This is a genomic window from Streptomyces niger, from assembly GCF_000718305.1.
Lineage (GTDB): Bacteria > Actinomycetota > Actinomycetes > Streptomycetales > Streptomycetaceae > Streptomyces > Streptomyces niger.
In genome coordinates this window covers 1-18,156 of the sequence record NZ_JOFQ01000004.1, presented here as the reverse complement: position 1 = coordinate 18,156, position 18,156 = coordinate 1, and the positions used below count along the sequence as shown (strand labels likewise).

17 protein-coding genes, 1 tRNA gene and 1 pseudogene are annotated in these 18,156 nt (G+C 71.5%); 8 read left to right on the top strand and 11 right to left on the bottom strand.

From position 1 onward, the window contains the following. Positions 1–53 precede the first annotated feature (53 nt). Positions 54–866 (bottom strand): ABC transporter ATP-binding protein, encoded by an 813-nt coding sequence (locus tag IF20_RS08965; protein WP_052864569.1) that lies wholly within the window; start codon positions 864–866, stop codon positions 54–56. 427 nt (positions 867–1,293) lie between these two features. Here IF20_RS08965 and IF20_RS08960 point away from each other — a divergent pair. From IF20_RS08960 to IF20_RS08945, 4 genes are all read left to right on the top strand, one after another. Then, positions 1,294–1,375: transfer RNA gene (locus IF20_RS08960), tRNA-Leu, on the top strand. Positions 1,376–1,740: 365 nt separating this feature from the next. After that, positions 1,741–2,298, top strand: coding sequence for a MarR family winged helix-turn-helix transcriptional regulator (locus IF20_RS08955; protein ID WP_052864568.1), 558 nt, complete (start codon positions 1,741–1,743; stop codon positions 2,296–2,298). Further along, entirely contained in the window at positions 2,295–4,892 is a 2,598-nt protein-coding gene (locus IF20_RS08950; protein ID WP_052864567.1) for an MFS transporter, read from the top strand. The genes IF20_RS08955 and IF20_RS08950 overlap by 4 nt, the downstream gene beginning before the upstream one ends. Before the next feature lie 227 nt (positions 4,893–5,119). Further along, positions 5,120–6,004 carry a Bax inhibitor-1/YccA family protein gene (locus IF20_RS08945; protein ID WP_052864566.1) on the top strand — a complete coding sequence of 295 codons (885 nt, stop codon included), beginning with the start codon at positions 5,120–5,122 and terminating at the stop codon, positions 6,002–6,004. A gap of 130 nt (positions 6,005–6,134) precedes the next feature. On the opposite strand, the gene IF20_RS08940 is transcribed toward IF20_RS08945, so the two are convergent. Further along, a complete protein-coding gene (locus tag IF20_RS08940) occupies positions 6,135–6,365 on the bottom strand; it encodes a DUF4287 domain-containing protein (RefSeq protein ID WP_030617501.1) in 231 nt (76 codons plus the stop codon). A gap of 98 nt (positions 6,366–6,463) precedes the next feature. Between IF20_RS08940 and IF20_RS08935 the strand changes: the two genes are divergently transcribed. Then, the gene (locus IF20_RS08935; RefSeq protein WP_052864565.1) at positions 6,464–6,784 is read left to right on the top strand and encodes a hypothetical protein; all 321 of its coding nucleotides are present in this window, start codon (positions 6,464–6,466) and stop codon (positions 6,782–6,784) included. Positions 6,785–6,973: 189 nt separating this feature from the next. Here IF20_RS08935 and IF20_RS08930 read toward each other — a convergent pair whose 3' ends face one another. The 3 genes from IF20_RS08930 to IF20_RS08920 form a co-directional block, all read right to left on the bottom strand. Continuing rightward, positions 6,974–7,864, bottom strand: coding sequence for a hypothetical protein (locus IF20_RS08930; RefSeq protein WP_052864564.1), 891 nt, complete (start codon positions 7,862–7,864; stop codon positions 6,974–6,976). A gap of 406 nt (positions 7,865–8,270) precedes the next feature. Further along, a complete protein-coding gene (locus tag IF20_RS08925) occupies positions 8,271–9,491 on the bottom strand; it encodes an acetyl-CoA C-acetyltransferase (protein WP_052864563.1) in 1,221 nt (406 codons plus the stop codon). Positions 9,492–9,696: 205 nt separating this feature from the next. Further along, the gene (locus IF20_RS08920; protein ID WP_110944005.1) at positions 9,697–10,722 is read right to left on the bottom strand and encodes an SGNH/GDSL hydrolase family protein; all 1,026 of its coding nucleotides are present in this window, start codon (positions 10,720–10,722) and stop codon (positions 9,697–9,699) included. Positions 10,723–10,924: 202 nt separating this feature from the next. Here IF20_RS08920 and IF20_RS08915 point away from each other — a divergent pair, with 202 nt between their 5' ends. Further along, on the top strand, positions 10,925–12,307 hold the full coding sequence (locus IF20_RS08915) for a cystathionine beta-synthase (RefSeq protein ID WP_052864559.1): 1,383 nt from the start codon (positions 10,925–10,927) through the stop codon (positions 12,305–12,307). A gap of 326 nt (positions 12,308–12,633) precedes the next feature. On the opposite strand, the gene IF20_RS08910 is transcribed toward IF20_RS08915, so the two are convergent. Both IF20_RS08910 and IF20_RS08905 read right to left on the bottom strand, forming a co-directional pair. Beyond that, positions 12,634–13,038: a hypothetical protein gene (locus tag IF20_RS08910; RefSeq protein ID WP_052864557.1), complete on the bottom strand. Its 405-nt coding sequence runs from the start codon at positions 13,036–13,038 to the stop codon at positions 12,634–12,636. A 9-nt stretch (positions 13,039–13,047) separates the two neighbouring features. Beyond that, positions 13,048–14,460 (bottom strand): purine-cytosine permease family protein, encoded by a 1,413-nt coding sequence (locus IF20_RS08905; RefSeq protein ID WP_052864556.1) that lies wholly within the window; start codon positions 14,458–14,460, stop codon positions 13,048–13,050. 167 nt (positions 14,461–14,627) lie between these two features. On the opposite strand from IF20_RS08905, the gene IF20_RS08900 reads away from it, so the two are divergent. After that, on the top strand, positions 14,628–15,500 hold the full coding sequence (locus IF20_RS08900) for a MurR/RpiR family transcriptional regulator (protein ID WP_052864554.1): 873 nt from the start codon (positions 14,628–14,630) through the stop codon (positions 15,498–15,500). Positions 15,501–15,533: 33 nt separating this feature from the next. Here the strand turns inward: IF20_RS08900 and IF20_RS08895 are convergent, their stop codons facing one another. From IF20_RS08895 to IF20_RS08880, 4 genes are all read right to left on the bottom strand, one after another. Next, a complete protein-coding gene (locus IF20_RS08895; RefSeq protein ID WP_052864552.1) occupies positions 15,534–15,908 on the bottom strand; it encodes a hypothetical protein in 375 nt (124 codons plus the stop codon). A gap of 54 nt (positions 15,909–15,962) precedes the next feature. After that, positions 15,963–16,355: a roadblock/LC7 domain-containing protein gene (locus tag IF20_RS08890; protein ID WP_052864551.1), complete on the bottom strand. Its 393-nt coding sequence runs from the start codon at positions 16,353–16,355 to the stop codon at positions 15,963–15,965. A 79-nt stretch (positions 16,356–16,434) separates the two neighbouring features. Then, on the bottom strand, positions 16,435–17,199 hold the full coding sequence (locus IF20_RS08885) for a hypothetical protein (RefSeq protein WP_052864549.1): 765 nt from the start codon (positions 17,197–17,199) through the stop codon (positions 16,435–16,437). Continuing rightward, complete coding sequence (locus tag IF20_RS08880) at positions 17,199–17,591, bottom strand: roadblock/LC7 domain-containing protein (RefSeq protein ID WP_052864547.1); 393 nt, start codon at positions 17,589–17,591, stop codon at positions 17,199–17,201. Before IF20_RS08880 ends, IF20_RS08885 begins: the two co-directional genes overlap by 1 nt. 352 nt (positions 17,592–17,943) lie before the next feature. Here IF20_RS08880 and IF20_RS37530 point away from each other — a divergent pair. Next, positions 17,944–18,156, top strand: a pseudogene (locus IF20_RS37530) (urocanate hydratase); the annotation flags it as partial.

Below are 18,156 nucleotides of genomic sequence, written 5' to 3'. Positions count from 1 at the left end.
CTGAAGGTGAGGTCCGGAGGGCGGGACGGCGGAGCGGGGTACGTACGGGCCGGTCAGCTCGTACGGCCCTTGGCGTCGAAGCCGGGGGTCTGGGGGGAACCCCCGGAAAAACGCAGCATGCGCTCCAGCACCTTGTCGGCGGTGGGGGCGCTCATGTCGTCGACGATCCGGCCGTCCGCCAGGAAGACCACGCGGTCCGCGTAGGAGGCGGCGACCGGGTCGTGCGTGACCATGACCACGGTCTGGCCCAGCTCGCGCACGGAGTTCCGCAGGAAGCCCAGTACCTCGGCGCCGGAGCGGGAGTCGAGGTTGCCGGTGGGCTCGTCCGCGAAGATGATCTCGGGCCGGGAGGCCAGCGCGCGGGCCACCGCGACGCGCTGCTGCTGGCCGCCGGAGAGCTCGCTCGGGCGGTGCTTGAGCCGTCCGGCGAGGCCGACCGTCTCCACGACCCGGTCCAGCCACTGCTTGTCGGGCTTGCGGCCCGCGATGTCCATCGGCAGCGTGATGTTCTCCAGCGCGCTGAGCGTGGGCAGCAGGTTGAACGCCTGGAAGATGAAGCCGATCTTGTCCCGGCGGAGCTGGGTGAGCTTCTTGTCCTTCAGGCCGGTCAGCTCGGTCTCGCCTATCCGGGCCGAGCCGCGGGAGATGGTGTCCAGGCCTGCCATGCAGTGCATCAGCGTGGACTTGCCGGAGCCGGAGGGGCCCATGATCGCGGTGAATTCGGCCTGCCGGAACTCGACGTTCACGCCGTCCAGGGCGACCACCTGGGTCTCGCCCTGTCCGTAGACCTTGGTGAGATCCGTGGCGCGTGCGGCCACCGCGGTGGCGCGGGTGGCGGTGGGGACGCCGGAGTGGGTGGTGGTCACGGGATGGTGCTCCTGTCGGACGTAGGGGCCGTGTAAACGGTCGGATTCCATCGTCCGGGAGCGGATCGGGCCGGGCGTCAGCCCCTGCGCCGGTCTCTCAGGGGGTCTGCGGTCGGACCCGTGATCCCCTGGGTCCTCCTTGGGGATGAGGGTGACCCTGAGGCGCTGACGCGGCGGCGGGGGCGCGGGGAGACTGCGGAGTAAGGGGCGGAGGACAGCGAGTTTCCGTCAATCCGGGGGCGGCGTCGCCGACGGTGCGTGAGCGGGGCGGTTCGGCCCTGGGCATGTGCCGAAGGCCAGTACCACGTGCTGATGCACCCTCAGTTGCCAATAAAATAAGACAACCTCGGGGCTGCCCGCCGCTGTTCGAGTGGTGTCGCGGGCTAGGCTCGTGGTGCCGTCTTCGTGGCGGCGTGGGGGGTTTCGGGCCCGGATGGTGGAATGCAGACACGGCGAGCTTAAACCTCGCTGGCCTTCGGGCCGTGCCGGTTCAAGTCCGGCTCCGGGCACGCCTCTCCCGAGTGCGTGAGTGCCGCTGTCGCCGTCATGGCGACGCGAGGCGGCGACGAGCACGGTGACGATGATCGCAGACGCCGTGCACCGGCCGCGAGGGCCCGCCCGAAGGTAAAAACTCACCAAGCCGGCACAAGGTCCGATGTGCTCGACGATCTCGGCGTCCGATGCCCCTTTCGGGCGCTGTTTTGTTTTCCGTTTGCCTCCTCCTGACCGCTTGCTGGCCCTTTTCGGGCGGCCTCTTTACGGAGGGGGTGCGGGGCGCGTGCCGGCGCCCCGACCTCGACTTGCTGAATACAAGCAACATCGGGGAGACTCCATTGGTAGCTACAAGCAACCATGAACGCAAGGGGGAGGGCCGATGGCTGACGCCGTCCGCGCCCGGGAGGAAGAGGGGGCCGGCTCCGCGGACGCCGGGGAGCGGCTGGAGCAGGCGGCGGCCGGGTTGGGCTCGGAGATCGTGCGGTTCAGCCGGCTGGTCACCGCCTGGCGGCGGCACGCCAAGACGGACGCCGGCGCGGCGGACCGCGTATTGCTCGCCAAGCTGGTGAACAACGGGGACCGACGCGCCACCGACCTGGCCGCCGACGCCCTGCTCGACCTCTCGACCGTGAGCCGCCAGGTGCGCTCGCTGGTGGACCGGGGCCTCGTCGAGCGCTACCCGGATCCGGAGGACCGCAGGGGGACTCTGCTGCGCGCCACGGACGCCGGGCACGCGGCCTTCGACGAGTACCGGCGACAGCGCGACAGCAAGCTGGCCGCGGTACTGGAGCCATGGCCCGAGGAGGACCGGGACCATCTGGTCCGGCTCATGGGCCGCCTCAATGACGATCTGGAGCAGGCGCGGCACGTCCGCCCCTCGCCCGACCCGGCGGACTGCCGGGACACCGCCGTGAAGGAGAAAGACGCAGCAGCGTGAGCACCACGACATCCCCCCGAATAGCCGGGGCGGCGCCGAAAGCCGGGACAGGGGCGCTCAGCCACCGGCAGATCCTGACCATTCTGAGCGGCCTGATGCTGGGCATGTTCCTGGCCGCTCTCGACCAGACCATCGTCAGCACCTCCATCCGGACCATCGCCGACGATCTGCACGGCCTCAGCCAGCAGGCCTGGGCGACCACCGCCTACCTGATCACCTCGACGATCGCGACGCCGCTGTACGGCAAGCTGTCCGACCTGCACGGGCGGAAGCCGTACTACCTGGCGGCGATCAGCATCTTCGTCGTGGGCTCGGTGCTGTGCACCTTCTCCACCTCGATGACCGAACTGGCCGTCTTCCGGGCCATCCAGGGCCTGGGCGCCGGCGGTCTGATGTCGCTGGCCCTGGCGATCATCGGTGACATCGTCCCGCCGCGCGAACGCGCCCGGTACCAGGGCTACATGCTCGGTACGTTCGCCACCTCCAGCGTGGCCGGGCCGCTCATCGGCGGCGCGCTGGCCGGCCAGGCCACCCTGCTGGGCATCACCGGCTGGCGCTGGGTCTTCCTGGTCAACGTGCCGGTCGGCATCATCGCGCTCTTCGTGGTCGCCAAGGTGCTCAACATCCCGCACACCCGCCGCGACCGGCGGATCGACTGGTGGGGCGCGCTCACCATCGCCATCGGCGTGGTCCCGCTGCTGCTCGTCGCCGAGCAGGGCCGTGAGTGGGGCTGGGGCTCGGCCACGTCCGTCGCCTGCTACGTCATCGGCGCGCTGGGCATCATCGCCTGGATCTTCGTGGAGCGGCGGATCGGCGACGACGCGCTCATCCCGATGCGGCTGTTCCGCAACGGCACCTTCAGCAAGACCAGCCTGCTGTCCGTGTTCATCGGCATGGGCATGTTCGGCGGGATGATGATGATCCCGCAGTACCTGCAGATCGTGAAGGGCTCCAGCCCCACGAAGTCGGGTCTGGAGATGCTGCCGCTGATGGCGGGCATGATGATCGCCTCGATCGTCACCGGCCAGATCACCTCGAAGACCGGCAAGTACAAGATCTTCCCGGTCATCGGCACGGCCCTGATGGTGGCGGCGCTGCTGCTCTTCCACTTCCGGGTCCAGTGGGACACCCCGCTGTGGCAGACCATGGTCTACATGGTCGTCTTCGGCCTGGGCCTCGGCTCCTGCATGCAGACGCTGGTGCTCGCGGTGCAGAACGCGGTACCGCCGGGCGACATGGGCGTGGCGACCGCCTCGTCCACGTTCTTCCGGCAGATGGGTGCCACGGCCGGTACCGCCGTCTTCCTGTCGCTGCTGTTCAGCACGGTCGGCGACAAGATCTCCTCGGCGTTCAGGTCGGCGGTCTCCACCGACAGCTTCCAGGCGGCGCTGCACGACCCCTCGGTCCTGCAGAACCCGGCCAACAAGCCGGTGCTGGACATGTTCAAGGGGTCGGGCGGCGGCGGTTCGCCGTCCGTCCTGAACGACTCCTCGTTCATCCAGCAGCTCGACCCGCGGCTGGCCGAGCCGTTCAAGCGCGGCTTCACCGACTCCATGCACGGCGTGTTCCTGCTGGGCGCCGTCATCATCGCGGTGGCGTTCGTGCTGGTGCTCTTCATCAAGGAGGTGCCGCTGCGCCAGGTCTCCGGCCTGCAGGCCCGCGCCTCGGAGGAAGCGGGCGAGGCGACCGACGCCGAAGCGGCCACCGGTACCGAAGCGGCTGCCGCGGCGGACGCCGTGGCCCCCGCCGCCGCGGGAACCACGGCCGAAGCCGCGCCGGAGCCCGCGCCGGCCGCCGCCCCGCTCCCGGCCGGCGCCGGCCCCGTCACGGGCCCCGGCATCACCGGTCAGGTGCGCGACGGCCAGGGCGATCCGCTGGCCGGCGCCGCGGTGACGCTGATCGACATCGGCGGCCGCCAGCTCGGCCACGCCCGTACCGCGCAGGACGGCAGCTACGGCCTGTCCGCTCCGGGGGCCGGGACGTACGTCCTGATCGCATCCTCCGGCACGCGCCAGCCGCAGGCGGCGACCGTGGTGGTCGGGGACGAGCCGATCCAGTACGACCTGGCGCTGAAGGGCGCGGCCGGCCTGACCGGCCAGGTGCGCGACAGCCGGGGCACGGCCCCGGTGCCGGGCGCGCTGGTCGTGGCCACGGACCTGCGCGGCGACGTGGTCGCCACGGCCGTGGCCGCCGAGGACGGCGGATTCGTCTTCGCCGACCTGGTCCCGGGCAGCTACACGCTGGCCGTCAGCGCGGCGGGCCACCGCCCGGCGGCGCTGCAGGCCGAGGTCGGCTCCGGCGAGGCCAACTGGTACGAGGCGCGGCTCGCGCCGGCCGCCCGGGTCAGCGGCACCGTACGGACGGCGAAGGGCGGGCCGCTCGCGGACGCCCGGGTGACGCTGCTGGACCCGGCGGGTAACACGGTGGGCTCCGTCATCACCGGTGACGACGGCGCGTACCACTTCGCCGACCTGGACGGCGGCCAGTACACGGTCATCGCCAGCGGTTACGCACCGGCGGTCGCGTCGCTGCGGCTGGAGGACGGCGGCCGCACCGGGTTCGACATCGACCTGGGGCACGACCCGGTCGCCTGACGAACGAGCCGGGCCGGGCACGTCTCCTCATGGGGACGTGTCCGGCCCGCCGCTGTTTTCTGCCACGTGTCGCCCGCGGCCCGTCGGGCAGATGCTCCGGAGCCCGGTCCTGCACCACAGCGAGGAGGGAATTCGCGAGAAGATCCTGCTTGAGGAGTAGGGACGTGGCTTTGCCAAGCCATTACCCTTGAGGCCAAGGCCGCGCAGGGCGGCCACGGAGGAGTGAGATGAGGAGCAGCAACCCGGTCTTCTCGCGACGGGGGTTCAGCCGAAACGGCTACGCCGGCTTCAATGCGCCGCCGCAGGCCGGGGGCGCCGCCAACCCTTACGCGGGGAATAACCCCTACGCCGGACAGGCGCCCTACGCGGACGCGAACCCGTACGCGGGCGGTAACCCGTACGCCCAGGGTCAGCAGGACGCGACCCAGGCCCCGCCGTACGTCCCGCAGACCCGCCCGATGACGATGGACGACGTCGTCGTCCGTACGGGCCTCACGCTCGGCACGGTCGTCGTCGGCGCCGCCGTGGCATGGATCATGGAGCTCCCCCTGGGCCTGGCCATCGGTGCCGCGCTCGTGGCGATGGTGCTCGGCCTGGTCCAGTCGTTCAAGCGCAAGCCGTCGCCGGCGCTGATCCTGGCGTACGCGGCCTTCGAGGGCCTCTTCCTCGGCGCGATCAGCAACGCGATCAACCAGTGGGTGGCCCCCGGCGCGCCCATGCAGGCGGTGCTGGGCACCATGGCGGTCTTCGTCGTGATGCTCGTCGCCTACAAGACCCGCATCGTGCGGGTGACCGCGCGGTTCACCCGCTTCGTGCTCATCGCCGCCATGGGCTTCCTGCTGCTGCAGGTGGTCAACCTGCTGTTCATGGCGTTCGGCGGCGGTGAGGGCCTGGGCTTCCGCGCCGGTGGCCTGGGTGTCGTCTTCGGCATCGCCGGCGTGCTGCTCGGCGCGCTCTTCCTCGCCCTGGACTTCAAGCAGGTCGAGGACGGCATCGCCTACGGCGCGCCGCGCGAGGAGTCCTGGCTCGCGGCCTTCGGCCTCACCATGACGCTGGTGTGGATCTACCTGGAGATGCTGCGCCTGGTCGCCATCCTCAACGGCAACGATTGACGCCTGCCGGATCCGGTGCCGTAGGGCACCCGGACACGGCGAAGGGCCCGTGGGAGGTACGCCTCCCGCGGGCCCTTCGGGTTTCCGGCGCGGTCCGGTCACGGGACCGGGCCGTACTCGGGAACGTCCGCTAGAACAACTTCCGGGCCGCGCGCCGCAGGTCGTACTCGTGCACGATCGCCTTGGCGTGTCCGTAGGCGAGGTTGTGCGCGCCCCGGAGCCAACTGACCTTCTCCTCGAAGCGGAAGAGAGCGGGGCCTTCCTCGACGGTGCGAAGCCACTCGGAGACTTCGCGGCCGGTGCAATGGGGAATACGGGAGAGCAGGTTCCGGTGGGTCTCTTCGGAGAAGACTTGGGACATCGGCGCCTCCGGACGCATTCGATGCTGGTCCTTCAGCACACCGTGCCTGAGCGTTCCGGTGTTGGCAACCACCCGGGAGTGGCGCATAGGCTCACGCCGTGCTTGACGTGATGCCTTTGCTGTCCGCCGTGGACGCCCTCGCCGACCGGCTCCGGGCCCTCCCGCAGAGCGCCCTCGCGCGGGGCGCCGCCGCCGAAGGGCTCGCCCTCGCCAGGGAGTTCGCACTGCGTGCGCAGCGCCTGGAGGAGCCGGACGCCGCGCCGCGCGAGCTGCCGGACGCCGGGCTGTTCGCCGTCGGCGACCAAGTGGCGGTGGCCGGTCATGACTTGGCGTACGCGTTGCGGGACGCGGAAACGGCCCGTGCCGAGGACGTGGCACAGGCCGTGGCAGAGGTACGGGGGACCGCCGCGCGCTGCTGAGCGGTCCCGGACCGGGCGGGTGCTGGGCCCGGTCCGTGCGGAAGGGCCGCCGCTGCGGCGGCCGGCGCCGGTCGCGGACCGCCTCGGGGGAGGCGCAGAATCCGCTCGGCAGGATGCCTCGGAGGAAGGCGGTGGCCCGGTCGGCGGGGGCGCCTCGGCGGAGAAGCGGTGGCCCGGCCGGCGGGCGCCTCAGAGGGAGGCGATGACCCGGTCGGCGAGGACGTAGACGCTGTCGTCGCGGCCCTCGCCCCAGGCGAAGGTCAGTGCGTACGCGCCGGAGACGCCCGAGCCGCCGAGCAGGACCGTGGTGTGCCCTTCGCGGAGCGCCTCGGCGACCCGCTCGGCCGTCTCGCGGTGGCCGGGCGTCATGCAGACGGTCGTGCCGTCGGCGAAGACGTAGACGTCCAGGGTGCCCAGCGGGCCCGGCCGGACGTCGGCCAGCGGCGTACGGTCCTCGGCCAGCTCCTCCAGGCGCGCCACGGTGCGCTCGTGGTCGCCGATGGCGGGCGAGGGGGAGAAGTCCGGGTGCGAGGGGTGGCGCCGGCGCGCGGCGGCCAGCTCGGCGGACTCGGTCTCGTCGACGGCCCCGTCGGTCGGCGCCTCCACCGGCTCCAGGTCGACCTCGTCCATGCCGAACAGCGGCTCGGAGCCCAGCACGTCCGGGTCCAGGCCCGCGAAGTCGGCCTGCCGCGGCAGGTAGAAGCGGTCGAACCCGTCGCCGGGCGCGGTCTCCTCGCCCGGTGCGGTGAGGCCGGTCATGAGCGAGGGCGAGTCGGTGGCGTCCCGGGCCTCCTGGGCGGCCCAGAAGGCGCGGGCCTCGGCGAGCTCCCGCTCCCGCTCCTCGGCCAGCGCGTCGGCCACCGCGGCACGTATGTCCTCCAGCGGCGTCTCGGCGGCGGGTGCCGGGCGGGCGGCGGGAATGGCGGCGAGGGCCGCGGCGCCCTCCTCGCGGGCGGCACGGAGTTCGGCCCGCAGCCCGGCGACCTCGCGGCGCACGGTGCGAGCGGTGTGCAGGGAGGCCGCTCCCAGTGCCACGGCGATGGCCGCGGCCGGCAGCAGGGCGATGGTGATGGCGGTCACTGGCGTACTCCCGGTAGCAGAATGTCCCCCCGACTTCCTACCTCAGCCTGCCGGGGGTCGGCGACCGTTTGCAGTGCGCTATGTCCCCAAATGCTGGTGCCCTTGGGCCTCGTACGTTCGAGTGACCCCCGTTCGACCTGGGGAAACGCGAGTCCCCCAGGGCATTCATCACAATCCTGGGGGAGTTAACGCAACGATCCTGTCACCAGGTGACGGGGGTCACCAAGGGTGAGCTTCGCCTGCGCTGCGGGCAGGTGCCGGGCACTCGTTCCTCGCGCCCGACCCCTACCCTCCGCTACGGCTCAGCTCAGCCGCGCGTGCTCATGGTCGCGCTGAGCTTCGCCTGCGCTGCGGGCAGGTGCCGGGCACTCGTTCCTCGCGCCCGACCCCTACCCTCCGCTACGGCTCAGCTCAGCCGCTCGATGACCATCGCCATGCCCTGGCCGCCGCCGACGCACATGGTCTCCAGGCCGAACTGCTTGTCGTGCCACTGCAGGGAGTTGATCAGGGTGCCGGTGATGCGGGCGCCGGTCATGCCGAAGGGGTGGCCGACGGCGATCGCGCCGCCGTTGACGTTCAGCTTGTCGAGGTCGATGCCCAGGTCCCGGTAGGACGGGATGACCTGCGCGGCGAACGCCTCGTTGATCTCGACCAGGTCGATGTCGCCGATGGACAGGCCCGCACGGCGCAGCGCCTGCTTCGACGCCTCGACCGGGCCCAGGCCCATGATCTCGGGGGAGAGGCCGGAGACGCCGGTGGAGACGATCCGGGCCAGCGGCGTCAGGCCCAGCTCGCGCGCCTTGGTGTCGGACATGATCACGAGCGCGGCCGCGCCGTCGTTGAGCGGGCAGCAGTTGCCGGCCGTGACCAGGCCGTCGGGGCGGAAGACCGGCTTGAGGCCCTGGACGCCCTCCAGCGTCACGCCCGGGCGCGGGCCGTCGTCCTTGCTGACGACCGTGCCGTCCGGAGTGGTGACCGGGGTGATCTCCCGCTCCCAGAAGCCGTTCTTGATGGCCTGCTCGGCGAGGTTCTGGGACCGTACGCCGAACTCGTCCATGTCCTGGCGGGTGACGCCCTTGAGCCGGGCGAGGTTCTCCGCGGTCTGGCCCATCGCGATGTACGGGTCGGGGACCAGGCCGTCCTCGCGCGGGTCGTGCCAGGTGGTGCCCTCCTGCTCGGCGACCGCAGCGGTGCGCGCCTCGGCGTCGGCGAAGAGCGGGTTGTGGGTGTCCGGCAGGCTGTCGGAGTTGCCCTTGGCGAAGCGGGAGACGGTCTCCACGCCGGCCGAGATGAAGACGTCGCCCTCGCCCGCCTTGATGGCGTGCAGCGCCATGCGGGAGGTCTGCAGGGACGAGGAGCAGTACCGGGTGACGGTGCAGCCGGGCAGGTGGTCCATGCCCATCTGCACGGCCACGATGCGGCCCAGGTTGTTGCCCTGCTCGCCGCCGGGCAGGCCGCAGCCGAGCATCAGGTCGTCGATGTCCTTCGGGTCCAGCTCGGGGACCTTGGCCAGTGCGGCCTTGATGATCTCGGCGGTCAGGTCGTCCGGGCGCACGTCCTTCAGCGAGCCCTTGAAGGCGCGGCCGATCGGGGAGCGGGCGGCAGAGACGATCACGGCTTCGGGCATCACGCGGCTCCAGACGAGAGAAGATCAGGACTTTAAGGGAAGCTACCTGCGCGTACAGCGAAGGTCACGATTCCTGCGCTGTGATGCGGGCCTCTTTTCTAAGCGGCTGCTTACCTCCGTACTGAGCGGATGCTCACCCATCCGGCATGTTGCGCGCAAGGGGGCGGCGCCACCCGCCCGGCCCGGCGCCGCCTCCGCGCCGCCGCTACGACGTCGCCTCTTCCTCGGCCTCCGCCGCCGCGGCCTCCGCGTCGTGCACCGCGATCCGGTGCCGCCTGCGGTGCTTGAGCAGCGCCCACGGCGCCCGGCTGCCGGTGACCTCCGTACCGCCCTCGGACGCCGCCTGCGCCGCCGCCTCGGCGACCGGCAGGAAGCTCTCGCGCCGCTCCGGCTCCGGGCTCTCCTCCTCCGGCCACAGGCCGAGCGCCGCGCACAGCGTGGGCAGCACGGCCATGGCAGCGGTGGCGTACCCCTCGGCCGAGGGGTGGTAGTTGTCCGCGCTGAACAGCTCGCGCGGATTCGCCTCGAACTCCGGGCCGAGCAGGTCGCCCAGCGACACCGTCCGCCCGCCGTTCTCCACCACGCCGATGGTCTGCGCGGCGGCCAGCTGCCTGCTCAGCCGCCGGGCCACCCAGCGCAGCGGCTGGTACACCGGCTCCACCGAGCCGAGGTCGGGGCAGGTGCCCACCACCACCTCGCTGCCCGCCGTGCGCAGCCGGGCCACCGCCTCCGAAAGCATGCGGACGGAGGTGGCGAACGGCATGCGGTGCGTGACGTCGTTCGCGCCGATCATGATCACGCAGACGTCCGGCGCGGGACCCTCCGCCAGCAGCAGCGTCACCTGCCGCTCCAGGTCGTCGGACTGCGCGCCGGGCAGCGCGACGTTGCGCAGGTCGACCGGGCGCTCCGCGACCGCGGCCAGACCGGAGGCCAGCAGCGCCCCGGGGGTCTGGCGGGGCCGGGTGACGCCCTGTCCGGCCGCCGTGGAGTCGCCGAGGAAGCCGAGCCGCAGCGCGGGCCGGTCGGTGCGGTACCAGAGGGCGGCGCCGTAGCGGCCGTCGGCGGGCGGCGGCAGCTCGCTGGAGCCGCCGACCGTACGCCGCGCGAGCCGCACCTCGGTGAGCAGCAGGCCCACCGCGGCGACGCCGAGCAGCCCGATGCCTCCGCTGCCGACCGCGGCAGCCGTGGCGATCCGGCGTGCCACTCTCGCCCTGGACATCGTCATCGGCATCGGCCGGGCACCTCCCCGCAGTGCGTGCACGGGGGCGCAACGGGAGCGAAACCCGGCGCGCGCCCCGCGGACTCGCGAAACTCGTGTCAAGAACGTCTTGCCCCGCGGGGCGCTCGTCGCAACGCACCCGCCCTCCAGGGGTGAGCGCAATAGGCTGGCCGGACGGGCGCAGGACAGCGCGCCCCTTACCGCGGAGACCACCGTGCAGGTTTATGAATCGATGATTGACCTCGTGGGCAACACCCCGCTTGTGAGGCTCAAGAACGTCACCGATGGCGTACGGGCCACCGTCCTCGCCAAGGTCGAGTACTTCAATCCGGGCGGATCCGTGAAGGACCGGATCGCCGTGCGGATGATCGAGGCCGCCGAGCGGTCCGGAGCCTTGCAACCGGGCGGCACGATCGTGGAGCCGACCTCGGGGAACACCGGCGTCGGGCTGGCGATCGTGGCCCAGCAGAAGGGCTACAAGTGCATCTTCGTCTGCCCGGACAAGGTGTCGACCGACAAGATCAATGTGCTGCGTGCGTACGGCGCCGAGGTCGTGGTCTGCCCGACGGCCGTCGACCCCGAGCACCCCGATTCGTACTACAACGTCTCCGACAGGCTGGTACGCGAGACGCCCGGCGCCTGGAAGCCGGACCAGTACAGCAATCCGGACAACCCGCGCTCGCACTACGAGTCGACGGGGCCCGAACTGTGGGAGCAGACCGACGGCCGAATCACGCATTTCGTGGCGGGCGTGGGCACCGGCGGCACCATCAGTGGGACCGGGCGCTACTTGAAGGAAGCCAGTGACGGCAAGGTCAAGGTCATCGGGGCCGACCCGGAGGGCTCCGTCTACAGCGGCGGCACCGGCCGCCCGTATCTGATCGAGGGCGTCGGCGAGGACTTCTGGCCCACCGCCTATGACCGCACCGTCGCCGACGAGATCGTCGCGGTGTCCGACAAGGACGCTTTCCAGATGACCCGGCGCCTCGCCAAGGAGGAAGGCCTGCTGGTCGGCGGCTCCTGCGGGATGGCCGTGGTGGGCGCGCTGAAGGTCGCCGAGCGGCTCGGCCCGGACGACGTGGTGGTGGTCCTGCTGCCGGACAGCGGCCGCGGCTACCTCTCCAAGATCTTCAATGACGACTGGATGAACGACTACGGATTCCTGGAGACCGGGGACACCGAGCGGGTCGCCGACGTCATGCACAACAAGCACGGCGGCATCCCCGAACTGGTGCACATGCACCCCGAGGAGACCGTCGGCCAGGCCATCGAGGTGCTGCGCGAGTACGGCGTCTCGCAGATGCCGATCGTGAAGCCGGGCGCCGGGCACCCGGACGTGATGGCCGCCGAGGTCATCGGTTCGGTGGTGGAGCGCGAACTGCTGGACGCGCTGTTCGCGCAGCGGGCCTCGCTCGGCGACCCGCTGGAGAAGCACATGTCCGCGCCGCTGCCGCAGGTCGGCGCGGGCGAGCCGGTCGCCGACCTGATGGCCGTCCTCGAAGGCGCGGACGCCGCGATCGTGTTGGTGGAGGGCAAGCCGACCGGGGTCGTCAGCCGGCAGGACCTGCTGGCCTTCCTGGCCCGCGGGGCGCGCTGACCGTACCCGTACGGGAGGGGAGCCGCAGGTCAGCGGGGTACGGGGGGCGACGGGGCATCAAGTGTCCGTAAGGAAAAGCCCGGTCGACGCAAGGTGTACGTATGTGTCACGCGGACGCAGCACGGACTTAACACTGCTCGGGCAGATTGGTCAGTGCGGCGAACAGGAACTCCGGAGCGGCTCCCGGACCTCCCGATCGCCAGGACGCGTCCGACCGGCCCTGACCCGGTCCGCGTCCCCCGCGGGGACCGCCGTCGTCCCGCCCCCGGCACCAGCCGGGGTGCGGCGGTCCCCGCAAGACTTCCCCTCGCGCGGCCGGACCTCGGTCAGTCGTCGTCGCGGGCCGCCCGCTCGCGGCGGGAGCGCCCGAAGGCGTGGCTCGCCTGGGCCACGTTCACGCCGACGATGCCGACCCAGGTCACCAGCAGGCCGGCCAGCCCGGCGTTGACCGCGCCGATCGCGGACAGCGGCACGGCCAGCACCAGCGAGGTCGCGGCGAAGCCGAAGCGCTCGCCGAAGCCGCTCGGCAGGCCCTGCTGCGGCGGGTGCGTCCCCCGGGCCACCTGCAACTGCCGCTCCGCCAGCCTGCGCCGCACCTGCTGCTCCACTGTGCGGTCGAGCTTCTCCACGAAGGAGTCCAGCAGCTCGGCCTCGTAGTCCGGGCCGAGCTCCTTGCGCGCGTGCAGCGTCGCGTCGAGTTCTTTCCTCAGCTCCGGGTCGCCAGTCGCCATGCTCGAAGGCTACGAGCGCGGCGCCGCCTCGGCAGTAGGGACAACCCCCGTATCCGCGGCCGGAATCCGGTCGGTGTCCCGGCGCGCGGCGAGCCAGTACAGCGCGGCCGGCACCACGAGGCCGATGAGCCAGGAGATGTCCGCGCCGCCCAGCGGGGCGACCAGCGGCCCGGTGTAGAAGTGCGTGGCCAGGAACGGCAGCTGGGCGACCAGGCCGATGCCGTAGACCAGCAGCGCCTTGCCGTTCCAGGCGCCGTAGCGGCCGGCCGGGTCGCTGAGGGCCGGGATGTCGTACCGCTCCTTGGAGATCAGGTAGTAGTCGACCAGGTTGATCGCCGACCAGGGCGTGAAGAACGTCAGCAGGAAGAGCAGGAAGTCCTTGAAGGAGGTCAGGAAGGAGTCCTTGCCGAGCAGGGCCACCGCGCTGCCGACGACCATGATCCCGGCGAAGTAGAGGCTGCGGGCGCGCGGCGAGAGCTTCGGCTGCCCGCGGAAGCCGCTGATGCTGGTCACCATCGACATGAAGCTGCCGTAGGTGTTCAGGACGTTGATCGTCAGCTTGCCGAGGGCGATCACGAAGTACAGCACCGAGGCCATCAGGCCCACGCCGCCCAGCCCGACGATGTAGGACACCTCGTGGCCGACGAAGGCGGCCGGGGCCGCGGCCGCCGCCAGCGCGCCGAACGTCATCGACCACTGCGAGCCGAGCACCGAGCCGGACAGCGTCCACCAGAACGTCGCGCGGGCCGAGGTATGGCGCGGGAGGTAGCGCGAGTAGTCCGCGACGTACGGGCCGAAGGCCAGCTGCCAGGACGCGGAGAGCGAGACGGCCAGCAGGAAGACCGGGAAGTCGAAGGCGCGGTCGTGCAGCAGGGCCGCCAGGTCGGTCCGCTCCAGCAGGCGGACGCCGAGGTAGACGAAGGCCACCGCGCACACCAGCCCGGCGATCCGGCCGAGGGCGTGGATGAGGCGGTAGCCGACGGCCGCCGCGAAGGCGGTGATCGCGGCGAACGCGATGATGCCGGTGGTGTCGCCGAGGTGCGTCAGATGGCCCACCGCCTGCCCGGCGAGCACGGTACCGCTGGCGAAGAAGCCGATGTACATGACGATGACCAGGGCGAGCGGGACGACGGCGCCGCGCACGCCGAACTGGGCCCGTGAGGAGATCATCTGCGGCAGGCCGAGCCGCGGCCCCTGCGCCGAGTGCAGCGCCATCACCGCGCCGCCCAGCAGGTTGCCGAGCAGCAGGCCGAGCAGCGACCAGAAGGCGTTCGCGCCGAAGACGACGGCCAGCGCGCCGGTGACCACCGCGGTGATCTGCAGGTTGGCGCCCAGCCAGAGGGTGAACTGACTGACGGCGGTGCCGTGCCGTTCGGCATCCGGTACGACATCGATCGAGCGTTGTTCCACCACTCCGGCCATGGCCCGTCCCTCTCTCGCTGCATGAATTCATTCAGCATCAATCGCAAGTGAATGAAAATGCAATAGTCTGGAGCGAAGACGCTGGTAGCGGCCTCGGCCCGACGGGCCGGGCCCGGAATTACGTAGAGTCGGGCCCCACACGCCGGGGAGCGGACCGAGAGGACACGATGAGCGCGGACAACGGGGGCGAGGGCGCCACCGAGGGGGCCGCCGGCGCGGCGGCGCGGCTGCAGAAGCTCTTCGAGGGGCACCGGCTCACGCCGACCCAGCGCCGGATCGCGCACTGTATGGTGCGCCGGGCCGCCGACGCGCCCTTCCTCTCCAGTGTCGAGCTGGCCGAGCTGGCCGGGGTCAGCCAGCCCTCGGTGACCCGTTTCGCGGTCGCCCTCGGCTTCGACGGCTACCCGGCGCTCCGCCGCCACCTGCGGGACGTCACCCCCGACCGCGGCGCGGCCGCCGTCGACTCCCTGAACGAATACCAGCAGGCCGTCCAGGAGGAGATCAGCAACCTCCAGGAGCTGGCGGCGGCGCTCGCCGACCCCGGGCCCGTCGAGGAGGCCGGCCGGCTGTTCGCCGCGTCCCCCGTGCTGCCGGTGCTGGGCCTGCGCGCCGCGGTCGCGCAGGCCGCCGGGTTCGCCTACTTCGCGCGCAAGGTCCACCCCGACGTGCGGCTGCTGGACGAGGGCGGCTCGATGCTCGCGGACCGGATCGACGGGGCGGTGCGCGCAGGCGCCACCGTCCTGCTCTGCTTCGCGCTGCCCCGCCACCCCCGCGAGGTGCTCGACGCGCTGGAGTACGCCAAGTCGGCCGGGCTGACCGTGGTCACCGTCGCGGACAGCGCCTTCGCGCCGGTCGCCCGCCACACCGACCTCATGCTGCCCGCAGCGGTCGGCACCGGGCTCGCCTTCGACACGGTCTGCGCCCCCATGCTCCTCGGCCGGGTGTTGTTGGAGGCCATGTGCGATGCGCTGCCCGATGCCCAGGCCAGCCTGGAGGCGTTCGACACGCGAGCGGCGGCCCGGGGGCTCTTCGTGGAGTGAGCCCCGTTCCCGGGCCGCCGCCGTTCCGTGCGGTCACACGTCCAGCTGTCCTTCGACCTTCTTCAGCTGATGGCGGGCCATCGCCAGATTCGAGCGGTCCTTGTCCAGCGCGAGATAGAGGAACAGACCGTTGTTGGACCGGCCCTTGAGCAGCCGGATGAGGTGGTACTGCGTGCCGAGCGTGATGAGGATGTCCTCGATCTCGTCCTTGAGGCCGAGCTGCTCCATGGTGCGTACTTTGGCGCGGACCACGTCGGTGTTGCCTGCCGAGGCGATCGACAGGTCGAGGTCCTTGCTGCCGCCGATGGTGCCCAGGGCCATGCCGCTGGAGTAGTCGACGAGGGCGACGCCGAGCACGCCCTCGATCGAGGTCATCGCTTCTTTGAGTGCGGCTTCGGTGTTGGCCATGAGAGGCACACTTCCTTTCCGTCGGGTGGATTTTCGTGGTGTGGCGGTCATGGGTCAGGTGTTCTCCAGACGTTCCAGAGCGCTGTCGACCACTTCGCCGATGCGCGCACTGGACCGGCGGGCTTCCAGATGGAGTCGGCCGACGTTGATGCGCGGCTCGGCGAGCAGCGTCAGGACGGCCGCCGAGCCCGCCGCATAGGTCGCGACGTAGCCCTCCTCGCCGCGTACCAGCAGCTCCCGGAAGTCCCCCTGGCCGGTCGCTTCGGCCAGTCGCAGGGCGACGCCGAGCGCCGCCGCGGTGAGTGCCGCGACGCTCTCCGCTTCGGCACCGGCGGTGTCATGGGCCAGTACGAGACCGTCGGTGCTGGCCGCGAGGGCGCCGGTCAGCTGCGGCACGCGGGCGCGCAGTCTGATCAGTTCGCCGAGCGCGTCGGCTTCCGTCGTCATCAGCTGTCTCCTCTCGGCGCGCTGCCGCTGAGCGCGCCTCATGAGGGCGAACGGGCGGCCCAAGGGTTCGTGTCGTGCGTCACAGACTTTCCTCCAGAGCGTCACGGAGCCGGCGGAGCAGAGAGATGTCCGGATCGGCGTACTGCCCGAAGGGCGGGAGGGGAGCCGGGAGAGCGGGCGGTGGTGTGGGGACCGTAGGGGTCTCCACGAGCCCGTTCGCGGCCAGCCGCCGCACGTCGATCAGGGTGTGGAAGGCCGGGCGGCCCAGCGCCCGGGCGATGGCTTCAGGGGTGCGGACGCCGTCGGCGAGGCTCAGCACGCGGCGCTGCCGCCCGGGTATCCGCCGGCCGGCGGTCGGGGCGCGCGGCACGACGGGCGCGCTGTCGATGTCCGGGTACGGCCAGATGGCGGCCAGCAGCGCACGGCGGCGCGCGGACTCGCGTGCCACGATCGCGGCGGACACCGGCCGGACCGGGCCGATCCAGTGCGAGACGCCGTAGCGGAAGCGGGTCGGCCCGCTGCTCGGCGCCAGGGTGAAGAAGGCGGCGTCGAACAGCGCCCCCAGGTGGCAGATCTCCAGTTCGCCGTCGGCGAGCCGGCCGCTGTCGACCAGGAAGCGGCCCACCATGTGGCGGGCGCCGGCCCGGGCGATCGCCTCCTCCCAGCCCGCCCGCGGCAGCCGGCCGCCGGCGACCAGCAGGTCGTCGATCCCGGGCGCCGCCGGACTCTCGGCGTGCACGACCTGGCCGTCGACGAGGTAGAGCGCGCCGCGCTCGCGGATCAGGACGCCGGTGGCCCGCTCGTCCGCCAGCCGGACGAGCATCGGGGAGACGGCCGCCTTCATCAGAACACCAGCCGCTCGGCGATGCTCTGCAGCCGGATACGGGCCAGCGCCAGATTGCCCGTGTCGCGGTCCAGCCAGAGGTGGAGGAAGACGCTGCTGTCGAAAGTGGTCTCGACGAACCGCATGATGTGGAAGCCCGTACAGGTGCTGACGATCAGGTCCTGGACGGGCGGCTCCTTGTCCGGGCGGTCGGCGGGGTCCGGCGCGAACGCCGCGTGCTCGGCGGCCATCCGGGCCAGCTCGGCCGTCTCGGCGGCGGTGGTCTCGAAATCGCCCCCGGACGGCTCCCCGACCGTGCCGAGCGCGAGCCCGCTGGTCCAGTCCACCACGGCGGCCCCGCGGGCGCCCGGCAGCTCCATGACGTGGAGCAGGCACTTGTCGATCCCGGGCACGCGGACTCCTCTCCCCGCTACGGTGTGCGGCGCCCAAATGTGCTGCTGTGGCCGCGAGATTACGTACTGGGCCGGACGAAGCGGGGAGTATGGGCACTTCCGTCGACAACTGCCCTGGTGGGACAGAGTGCGCCGAGGAACGACCGATGCGTGCTGTCGGATGACCGGATCGAGTGACTGATTCGCACACTCCGCCGGGGCACAGAGTTCCGGACACTTCCGCCGGCTTCCGCCCCGCCGTGCCGCTCCGCCATGGGCGCCATTGACTAGCTCTATTCATGCAAGCCAATATGTGAATACATCGATCCAGTACCGGCTGGTGCTGGGCACCGCCGAGGGCAGGAGGCAGGGCATGTCAGGACCGCGACCCGTGCGAGCACCGCGTGGAACGGAACTGAGCGCCCGGGGGTGGCAGCAGGAGGCCGCCCTGCGGATGCTGCAGAACAACCTGGACCCGGAGGTGGCGGAGCACCCGGACAAGCTGGTGGTCTACGGCGGTACGGGCAAGGCGGCCCGCGACTGGCGCTCCTTCGATGCGATGGTCCGTACCCTGCGGTCGTTGAAG

Bases quoted from the DNA above. Each gene is read 5' to 3' on its own strand.
- IF20_RS08955 (WP_052864568.1), top strand. From the start codon at position 1,741: ATGGCTGACGCCGTCCGCGCCCGGGAGGAAGAGGGGGCCGGCTCCGCG.
- IF20_RS08945 (WP_052864566.1), top strand. From the start codon at position 5,120: ATGAGGAGCAGCAACCCGGTCTTCTCGCGACGGGGGTTCAGCCGAAAC.
- IF20_RS08940 (WP_030617501.1), bottom strand. From the start codon at position 6,365: ATGTCCCAAGTCTTCTCCGAAGAGACCCACCGGAACCTGCTCTCCCGT.
- IF20_RS08925 (WP_052864563.1), bottom strand. From the start codon at position 9,491: ATGCCCGAAGCCGTGATCGTCTCTGCCGCCCGCTCCCCGATCGGCCGC.
- IF20_RS08920 (WP_110944005.1), bottom strand. From the start codon at position 10,722: ATGCCGATGACGATGTCCAGGGCGAGAGTGGCACGCCGGATCGCCACG.
- IF20_RS08910 (WP_052864557.1), bottom strand. From the start codon at position 13,038: ATGGCGACTGGCGACCCGGAGCTGAGGAAAGAACTCGACGCGACGCTG.
- IF20_RS08905 (WP_052864556.1), bottom strand. From the start codon at position 14,460: ATGGCCGGAGTGGTGGAACAACGCTCGATCGATGTCGTACCGGATGCC.
- IF20_RS08900 (WP_052864554.1), top strand. From the start codon at position 14,628: ATGAGCGCGGACAACGGGGGCGAGGGCGCCACCGAGGGGGCCGCCGGC.
- IF20_RS08895 (WP_052864552.1), bottom strand. From the start codon at position 15,908: ATGGCCAACACCGAAGCCGCACTCAAAGAAGCGATGACCTCGATCGAG.
- IF20_RS08890 (WP_052864551.1), bottom strand. From the start codon at position 16,355: ATGACGACGGAAGCCGACGCGCTCGGCGAACTGATCAGACTGCGCGCC.
- IF20_RS08885 (WP_052864549.1), bottom strand. From the start codon at position 17,199: ATGAAGGCGGCCGTCTCCCCGATGCTCGTCCGGCTGGCGGACGAGCGG.